8 protein-coding genes are annotated in these 8,160 nt (G+C 69.8%); 1 reads left to right on the top strand and 7 read right to left on the bottom strand.

Going from position 1 to position 8,160, the window contains the following annotated elements; all coding sequences use genetic code 11:
* Window positions 1-124: 124 nt before the first annotated feature.
* The 3 genes from ABZ260_RS41045 to ABZ260_RS41035 form a co-directional block, all read right to left on the bottom strand.
* The gene (locus ABZ260_RS41045; RefSeq protein ID WP_030904469.1) at window positions 125-469 is read right to left on the bottom strand and encodes an RNA polymerase-binding protein RbpA; all 345 of its coding nucleotides are present in this window, start codon (window positions 467-469) and stop codon (window positions 125-127) included.
* 148 nt (window positions 470-617) lie between these two features.
* Window positions 618-2,105 carry an MFS transporter gene (locus ABZ260_RS41040; protein WP_355628504.1) on the bottom strand — a complete coding sequence of 496 codons (1,488 nt, stop codon included), beginning with the start codon at window positions 2,103-2,105 and terminating at the stop codon, window positions 618-620.
* Between the two features lie 42 nt (window positions 2,106-2,147).
* Window positions 2,148-2,945 carry a glycerophosphodiester phosphodiesterase gene (locus ABZ260_RS41035; protein ID WP_355628501.1) on the bottom strand — a complete coding sequence of 266 codons (798 nt, stop codon included), beginning with the start codon at window positions 2,943-2,945 and terminating at the stop codon, window positions 2,148-2,150.
* 241 nt (window positions 2,946-3,186) lie between these two features.
* Between ABZ260_RS41035 and ABZ260_RS41030 the strand changes: the two genes are divergently transcribed.
* Complete coding sequence (locus tag ABZ260_RS41030) at window positions 3,187-4,866, top strand: ubiquinol-cytochrome c reductase cytochrome b subunit (RefSeq protein WP_355628498.1); 1,680 nt, start codon at window positions 3,187-3,189, stop codon at window positions 4,864-4,866.
* 3 nt (window positions 4,867-4,869) lie between these two features.
* Here ABZ260_RS41030 and ABZ260_RS41025 read toward each other — a convergent pair whose 3' ends face one another.
* The 4 genes from ABZ260_RS41025 to ABZ260_RS41010 all read right to left on the bottom strand — a co-directional run bounded on the left by ABZ260_RS41025 (window position 4,870) and on the right by ABZ260_RS41010 (window position 8,042).
* A complete protein-coding gene (locus tag ABZ260_RS41025) occupies window positions 4,870-5,427 on the bottom strand; it encodes a TrmH family RNA methyltransferase (RefSeq protein ID WP_355628495.1) in 558 nt (185 codons plus the stop codon).
* 76 nt (window positions 5,428-5,503) lie between these two features.
* Entirely contained in the window at window positions 5,504-6,118 is a 615-nt protein-coding gene (locus ABZ260_RS41020; RefSeq protein ID WP_355628492.1) for a methyltransferase, read from the bottom strand.
* A 32-nt stretch (window positions 6,119-6,150) separates the two neighbouring features.
* A complete protein-coding gene (locus ABZ260_RS41015) occupies window positions 6,151-7,098 on the bottom strand; it encodes a VWA domain-containing protein (protein WP_355564941.1) in 948 nt (315 codons plus the stop codon).
* A complete protein-coding gene (locus tag ABZ260_RS41010; RefSeq protein WP_355628507.1) occupies window positions 7,095-8,042 on the bottom strand; it encodes a DUF58 domain-containing protein in 948 nt (315 codons plus the stop codon). Before ABZ260_RS41010 ends, ABZ260_RS41015 begins: the two co-directional genes overlap by 4 nt.
* Window positions 8,043-8,160 lie beyond the last annotated feature (118 nt).

Here is an 8,160-nt window from a genome sequence, read left to right as displayed (position 1 = left end):
CTCGTTGTCGTAGGCCCACGACAGGGTGTCGGTGCCCATCGTGAAGGGACCCGCGGGAACGAACACCTCGTCGGTATTCGGCCCCCAGGCCCGGGGGCCGAAGGTCACCGTCCCTTCGAATCAGTCAGGCGCTCTTGCGGCGCTGGGCGCGTAGAATCGCCAGGCGCTCGTTGAGCACCTCCTCCAGGTCCTCGATCGTGCGGCGCTCCAGCAGCATGTCCCAGTGCGTGCGTGGGGGCTTGGCCTTCTTGGCCTCCGGCACCTCGCCGTCCACCCGGAGGGCGGTCGCACCGCACATGCGGCACTCCCAGGTCGCCGGGATCTCGGCCTCAGCGGCAAGCGGAACGTCGAATCGATGGCCCTTCGGGCAGGTGTAGGACACCTCCTGGCGCGGGGCCAGATCGGTGTTGCGGTCGTTCTCGTAGCTGGTCGCCCCGAGCCGGGTACCGCGTAGCGCACGCTCGCCCATGTCTGAATGCCTCCTGAGGGCCCCGTCGTGAGGGGTTCGTCTCCCACGGCGTACAACGCTTGATACCGTGTGTGGATTCCCACAGACAGGGTGATCCAATCGCACGTTCTTGACCCGGTCTGTGAAGGAACCCTTTTCCGGGGCGTTCTCAGAGGCGTTCCGGCACCTGGTTTCCGGCCGCTCTGATGGCCTTGGGCAGGTCGATGAGGGCGAGCAGCACGAAACCGAGCACGAAGAAGATCACCAAAGAGATGATGCCCAGGCGGTAGCTGTCGGTCAGCTGGAGCGCCAGGCCGAGGGTGAACGACCCGAGGAACGTCGAGCCCTTGTCGCTGATCTCGTACAGGCTGTAGTACTCCGCCTCCTTGCCCCGCGGGATCACGTGTGAGAACAGCGACCGCGACAGTGCCTGCGTCCCGCCCATCACGATCGCGATGGCGAATCCCAGCGCGAAGAAAGGCCCCGCCGACCCCTTGGGCAGGAAGTAGGCCACGGCCACCACGGCGACCCAGGCGATCAGCGCGACCATCACGACCCGCTTGGCCCCGTACGAGCCGGCGAGCCGGCCGAGCAGCAGCGCTCCGAAGAAGGCCACGAACTGCACCATCAGGATCGCCGCGATCCGCACGGTCTGGTCAAGACCGAGTTCCTTGTCGGCGTAGGTGGCCGAGAAGGAGATGACGGTCTGCACGCCGTCGTTGTAGATGAGGTAGGCGACCAGGAAGCCCAGGGTCAGCGGGTAGCGCCGCAGTTCCCTGATCGTGCGGCCCAGCTGGCGGAAGCTGCCCGTCACGGCCTGAGCGGCCGTCTCGGCGCCGGGGGCGAGCGCCCGCCGGTTGCGCAGCCGCAGCAGCGGGATGACGGTGAACCCGCCCCACCACAGGCCCGCCGAGGCCAGGGCGATGCGCACGGCCTCGCCCTCGGTGACGCCGAAGGACTTGTGCTTGAGGAAGAGCGCCAGGTGGAAGGCGAGCAGCAGGCCGCCGCCGAGGTAGCCGAAACCCCATCCCTGGGCGGAGACCCGGTCGCGCTCGTCCGCCGTGGCGATCTCCGGCAGGAACGAGTTGTAGATCACGAATGCGGCGGCGAAGGCGACGTTGGCCACCAGGAACAGCGCGCCGCCCAGCAGGTAGCGTCCGTCGGCGACGAACCAGAAGCAGAGAGTGGCGCCGGCGCCGAGGTAGGCGAACAGCCCCATGAGCTCCTTCTTGCGGCCGGTGTGATCGGCCAGGGCGCCCGCCACGGGCATCAGGATGATCTGCAGGATGGCCGCGCTGCCCACCACGAAGGAGTAGTAGGCGCTGGGCCGCACGTCGAACCCGAGCACGTCCACATAAGGGCGGCCCTGGGCGGCGGTCTCCGCGATCGTCGTCAGGTAGGGGCCGAGGAAGACCGTCAGGACAGTGGTGGGGAAGGCGGAGTTCGCCCAGTCGTAGAAGTACCAGCCGCGCTGTTCGCGACGGCGGGCCTGGGGGGTTTCCTCGACGACCTGTTCGGAGGTCATGGGGGTCCTCGGTTCGCTGGGGGGCGGGGGAAGGGGTGCTCGCGCCGTCGTGCGCTCAGGTCGCCACGAGAGGGCACGCGCGCGGTGGCCGGGTCGGTGCTCTCGCGGGGCCGCGCCTGTGCCGGCGGTCACGCGCCCGCGCGCCACCCGCGCGGCTCATGCGGTTCATGCGGTTCATGCGGCGAGACGGCCGGGGTGCCACTGGCCACGGGCCTCCAGCACGTCGCGCAGTCCGGAGATGTTGTCGGTCATCAGGCCGTCCACGCCCGCGTCGAGCAGGCGTTCCATCACCCCGGTGTGGTTGACGGTCCACACGTGGACCTGCATGCCGAGCGCGTGTGCCGTGCGGACCAGGGCGGGCGTGGCGATCCGCAGGCCGCGGAAGCCCACCGGCACCTGCGCGCACGGCACCCCGGCGCGGGCCAGGCGGGCGAGCAGCCGGCCGTACCCGGAGGTGGTGGCGGCGGCGCGCAGGGCCGCCACGCCGCGTGGTCCGAGCGAGGAGCACACCTCGCGACCGATCGCGGCGCGGGCGCGGGCGAGTCGCTCCTCGGAGAAGGAGGTGAGGCAGATCCGGTTGTGGGAGGCGGTCCGCCTGACCACCTCGGCGAGCGGCGCGATGGCCGCCGCCTCCTTGACGTCGATGTTGAAGCGCGCCTCGGGCCACGAGCCCAGCAGGTCCTCCAGCAACGGGATCTCGTCCACGCCGCCGATCCGCGCCTCGCGCACCAGCCGGTACGGCAGCGCGGCGATTCGTCCCCGGCGGTCGGTCACCCGGTCCAGCGTGTGGTCGTGGAAGGCCAGGAGCACCCCGTCGGAGGTGGCGTGCGCGTCGGTCTCCAGGTAGGTGTAGCCGAGTTCGACGGCCCGCTCGAAGGCGGCGAAGGTGTTCTCCCTGCCCTCGGCGGCCCCGCCCCGGTGGGCGAAGGCAAGTGGGGCGGGATGGTCGAGGAAAGGGTAACGACGCTGCACGTGCAGGAGTATGCCCCCTGTGAGCAGGGCTCGTCATCGCGAGCAGATGAACATTTGGGTCACAAGACCCCGGAACGGAGCCGATCGGCGAGTCTTTGCCTCGGCTTGTTCACCGGCTTGTTCATCGCCATGGATGATGAAAAATACCTGGTCGTCCACGGCAGGCCTCGCCGCTTCAGCTGGTTCTCGGTTCACGGGAGCACGACGTCGAGACCGAGGTCCACGAGAACGGAGGCCGCGCATGAGCGCCGGGAGCATTCCGAAGCCCGTGGCGGGCGTCGGCGGTTTCGTCGACGACCGCCTCGGCGCCGCCCCCTTTCTCAAGCGCAACCTGCGGAAGATCTTCCCTGATCACTGGACGTTCCTGCTCGGTGAGATCCCGCTCTACTCGTTCGTCGTCCTGCTGCTGACCGGTGTGTTCCTGACGTTCTTCTTCAGGCCCACCATGGGCGAGGTCGTCTACGACGGCTCCTACGGCCCGCTGCGGGGCGTCATGATGTCCGAGGCGTACGCCTCGACGTTGAACATCAGTTTTGATGTGCGCGGTGGCCTGCTGATGCGGCAGATGCACCACTGGGCCGCCCTGCTGTTCGTCGCCGGGATGATGGCGCACATGCTCCGGATCTTCTTCATGGGCGCCTACCGCAAGCCCAGGGAGCTGAACTGGGTGATCGGCGTGCTGCTGCTGACGCTGGCCCTGGCCGAGGGGCTGACCGGCTACTCCCTGGCCGACGACCTGCTCTCCGGAGTCGGCCTGCGGATCACCGCGGGCACGATGATCTCGTTTCCGGTGATCGGCACCTGGCTCACCTTCTTCCTCTTCGGCGGCCAGTATCCCGGCGAGGACGTCATCTCCCGGTTCTACTCGATACACATCCTGCTCCTGCCGGGCGTCCTGCTGGCGCTGATCACCGCCCACCTGATGCTGACCTGGGTGCTGAAGCACACGCAACTGCCGGGCAAGGGCCGCACCAACGACAACGTGGTGGGCGGGCCCTTCTACCCGTCCTTCATCGCCAAGTCCAACGCCTTCTTCATGTTCACCTTCGGCGTCATCGCGCTGCTGGGCACCTTCGCCCAGATCAACCCGATCTGGCTGTACGGTCCCTACACCCCGGCCAACATCTCGGCGGGCTCGCAGCCCGACTTCTATCTGGCGTTCCTCGACGGCGCGCTCCGCCTGATGCCCTCCTGGGAGATCAATTTCCTGGGCTTCACGCTGCCGCTGAGCGTGCTGATCCCGGCGCTGGTGCCGATGGGCATCATCATGACGGGCCTGGCGCTGTATCCGTTCATCGAGCCGTGGGTCACCGGAGACCACCGCGAGCACCACGTCGTGGACCGTCCCCGCAACAACCCGCACCGCACCTCGATCGGCATGGCCGCGATCACGTTCTACGGGATCCTGTGGCTGATAGCGTCGAACGACGAGATCGCGGCGTTCTTCCACCTCTCGCTGAACGCGCTGACCTACACCGGCCGCGTCATGATCTTCCTGGGGCCGGCCCTGGCCTACTACATCACCTACCGGATCTGCCTGGGCCTGCAGCGCCGCGACGCCGCGCAGATCGGCCACGGCGTGGAGACCGGTGTGATCAAACGTCGGCCGCTGGGTGACTACATCGAGGTGCACGTCCCGCCCAACGAGGGCATCGAGGCTCTCATCCGGGGCAAGAGGCCGGTCCCGACCGTCCACGCGGCCGTCGAGGACGAGGAGGGGATCCCCGCGGCCGGGAGACACCGCCGGCTCGCCAGGCTTCGCGCCAGGATGAGCAGGATCTACGGGGGCGAGAAGGTCCCGCTCGACGGTGCCCGGGGGCACGACGGGCAGCGGCGGGACGGGCAGGGGGCCGAAGGGCGCGCGGCCATCGGTCCGGGCACCGGCTCGAGCACGGATGAGAGCGGGCGCCCGTCCCGGTGATGGTCAGTCCTCCGGCAGCGCCTTGCCCGACCACTCCTGGCGGCGGGCCTCCGCCACCGCGATCGCCGCCGCGACCGAGACGTTGAACGAGCCGACCCGGCCCACCTGCGGGATGTAGCAGACGCCGTCGACGGCCTCCAGCAGCGCGGGGGAGCATCCGTGATCCTCGCTGCCCACCACCAGGCACACGTCGCCGTCCAGCTTGGCCTCGGACAGGGGCACCGCGTCGCCGGTCAACTCCACCGCGACCACGGTGAACCCGTCGTCCCTGGCCGCCCGGACGGCCTCCAGGACGGGCACCGGCTCCTCCCAGGCCACCAGGCGGTCGGTGCCCAGCGCGGTCTTCTGCGCCTTGGGGTTGGTCGGCGGGGTGGCGTTGCCCGCCAGCCAGATCCGCTCCACCCCGAAGGCGGCGGCCGTGCGGAAGATGGAACCGACGTTGAACGGGCCGGTCACCGACTCCAGGATCAGCGCGAGCCGCCCCTCGGTGTTTCTCCGCCAGGTGCGGTTGAGGCGCTTGACATCGGTCGGGCGCAGCTGCCTGCGCGGGTTCGCCGTCATCGGTCGTTCACCGTTCCTCGTCGTTCCTCGTTCGTCTCTCGGGCGGCTCGTGTCCCGCCCGCCGGGATGACCCTGCTCACCGCGCCGAGTCCGCCTGCGACCCGGCCTCCACCCGGAGGATCCGGTACGCCGAGCGGGAGGCCACCCGCTCGGTGGGCCAGCCCCGCTCGTTCAGCCAGCGCTGCAGGGAGTCCGAGCCCAGGTGCTTCTGGACCACCAGGTGCGCGACGCCGTCGGGGGTGAGGCGTGACAGCCAGCGGGTCAGCATCTCGTGCATCGCGGCCTTGCCGATGCGGATCGCCGGATTGGACCAGATGGCGGAGAACCGCACCTGGGGCGGAACCTCGTCGACATGCATCGCCCTCACGTTGCCGAGGGAGGCGGACCTGGCGTTCCTGGCGCACAGCTCCACGGACCTGCGGTTGACGTCCACCGCCCAGACCGTCGCCTCGGGGGCGCGCGAGGCCATCGTCAGCGCGATCGGCCCGTAGCCGCAGCCCAGGTCGAGCAGGTCGCCGCCGGACGGCGGCGGAGGCACGCTCTCCAGCAGGATCCGGGTGCCCACATCGACGCGCTCGGCGGAGAAGACCCCGCTGTCGGTCTCCAGCTTCAGGTGAAGGTCGGGGAGCACGAGCGTGACCGAGCCGGGACGGCCGGCGGTCTCGGGACGCTCCTCGAAGTAATGTGCCACGTCGTAGAACGTTACCAATGGCCGGGACCGGTTCAGGGCAGCCGCGACCCCAGCAGCAGGGCCACCCCGGCGGTCACCAGCCCGGTCAGGATCGCCGCCACCACGAACCACTGGGTGACCTCCTGGTTGACCGTCCGGTAGCCCAGCGAGGTGCCGATCTGCTCGTACACCTCCCGCAGCTGGCTGCCGGACTCCGCCTCGTAGGCCCGGCCGCCCGTGCCGTCCGACAAGGTCTGCAGGGTGGTCTTGTTCACCGGCACGTTCACGTCGCGCCCGTCGATCGAGACGGTGCCCTCCTGGGTGCCGTAGGCGATCGTGGAGACCGGCACACGCGAGCTCATCGCCGACTCGATCGCCTCCGCCACCGAGCGGCCAGAGGTGTTGTCGCCGTCGGACAGCAGCACGATCGCCGCCGGCGGGGGGTCGGTCACCGCCTGCTGGTCGAAGGAGCGCAACGAGTCCAGGGAGCTGAACACCGCCTCGCCGATCGCGGTGCCCGCACGGGTGCTCAGGTTGCCGAGGGAGGTGCTCACCGCCTGGTGGTCGGTGGTGGGGGAGACCACGACGGAGGCGGAGCGGGCGAAGGCGACCAGCCCGACGTTGAAGCGTTCCGGCAGGTCCGCGACGAACTTCTGGGCCGCCTCCTTGGCCGCGGCGATCCGGTTCGGCTGGACGTCGTCGGCCTCCATCGACAGCGAGACGTCCAGCGCGATGATGATCGTCGCACGGTCGCGGGGGATCCGCACCGAATCGGCGGGACGGGCCGCGCCCACGATCAGCAGGCCCATCATGACGAAGAACAGCAGCGGGGCGACGTGCCGCCGCCAGCCGGGCCCCGGGGGGGTCACCAGCGTCAGCAGCGGCAGGTTGGTGAAGCGCAGCGCGTAGCGGCGCCGGGCGAACTGGGCGGCCACGTAGCCCGCCACGAGCAGCGCCAGCGCGGCGAACAGCCACAGCCAGGCCGGAGAGAGGAAAGTCACCGTGTCGCTCCCGACCTCGGGTGCCTATGGGTCAGGTACGCCATGCGCCGCTGCCGCAGCACGAACTGGGCGATGTCGAAGACCCAGTCGCGGTCGGTGCGCAGTACCAGGTGGGCCACCCCGCAGCGGCGCAGCGCCGTCTGGTTGGCCGCCCGCTGCGCGGCGGCGGCCTCCGCGTACGCCCGGCGGACCTTGGGTGTGAGCTGGATCTGGCGGCTCCGCCCCGACTCCGGGTCGGTCAGGTTGACCAGTCCGACCGCCGGCAGCTCCAGCTCGCGGGGGTCGATCACCTCGACGGCCATTACCTGGTGGTGAGCGGCCAGCCTGCGGATCGGCCGCTCCCAGGGCAGTTCCAGGGTGGGATCGAGAGTGGGTTCGGGGTCGAGGAAGTCGGAGACGATCACTCGCAGGCCGCGCCGTCGCCGTGCCGAGGCCATCACCTCGATCGCCTCGGCCAGGTCGGGGGCGTCGGCGACGGCACGACCTCTGGGAGCCTCCATCAGCGAGTGCAGCAGGCCGTACAGTGCCGGGCGGCCGCTCCTGGCGGGCATCCGGTGGACGTACTCGTCGTGCAGGACGTACGTGCCGAAGCGGTTTCCGATCCGGCCCGCCAGGAAGCCGATCGCCCCGATGGCGGCCACGACCAGGTCCCGCTTCTCCATGTCGGCGGTGCCGAAGTCCATGCTGGGCGACAGGTCCGCCAGCGCCCAGGTCTCCAGCTCCCGGTCGGCGACCAGGTCCCGCACGTGCGGGACCGTCGTACGGGCGGTCACCGCCCAGTCCATCCGCCGGATGTCGTCCTCGCCGGGCACGTAGACCCGGCTGTCGCCGAACTCGCTTCCAGGACCGGGAAGGAGCCCCTGGTACGCCCCCTGCAGCAACCCGTCCAGGCGCCGCACGATGGTGAGCTCCAGCCGCCGCAGCGCCTGCTCGGCAGTGCCTATGGCGACGCTGTGTTGATGGCGACGCTGGCGCGTCGCGGTGAGGCCGCTCTTATCCGGCTCCCAGCCCGGCCCGGCGACAGCGCCGAGCCGGGTTTTTCGTGTATCTTCCACGATATTA

The sequence above is a fragment of the Streptosporangium sp. NPDC006013 genome (assembly GCF_040614275.1).
Classification (GTDB): Bacteria; Actinomycetota; Actinomycetes; order Streptosporangiales; family Streptosporangiaceae; genus Streptosporangium.
The sequence above is the reverse complement of the archived record's forward strand: the minus strand, read 5'-3'. Positions and strand labels throughout refer to the sequence as shown.

Bases quoted from the DNA above. Each gene is read 5' to 3' on its own strand.
- ABZ260_RS41025 (WP_355628495.1), bottom strand. From the start codon at position 5,427: ATGACGGCGAACCCGCGCAGGCAGCTGCGCCCGACCGATGTCAAGCGC.
- ABZ260_RS41045 (WP_030904469.1), bottom strand. From the start codon at position 469: ATGGGCGAGCGTGCGCTACGCGGTACCCGGCTCGGGGCGACCAGCTAC.
- ABZ260_RS41030 (WP_355628498.1), top strand. From the start codon at position 3,187: ATGAGCGCCGGGAGCATTCCGAAGCCCGTGGCGGGCGTCGGCGGTTTC.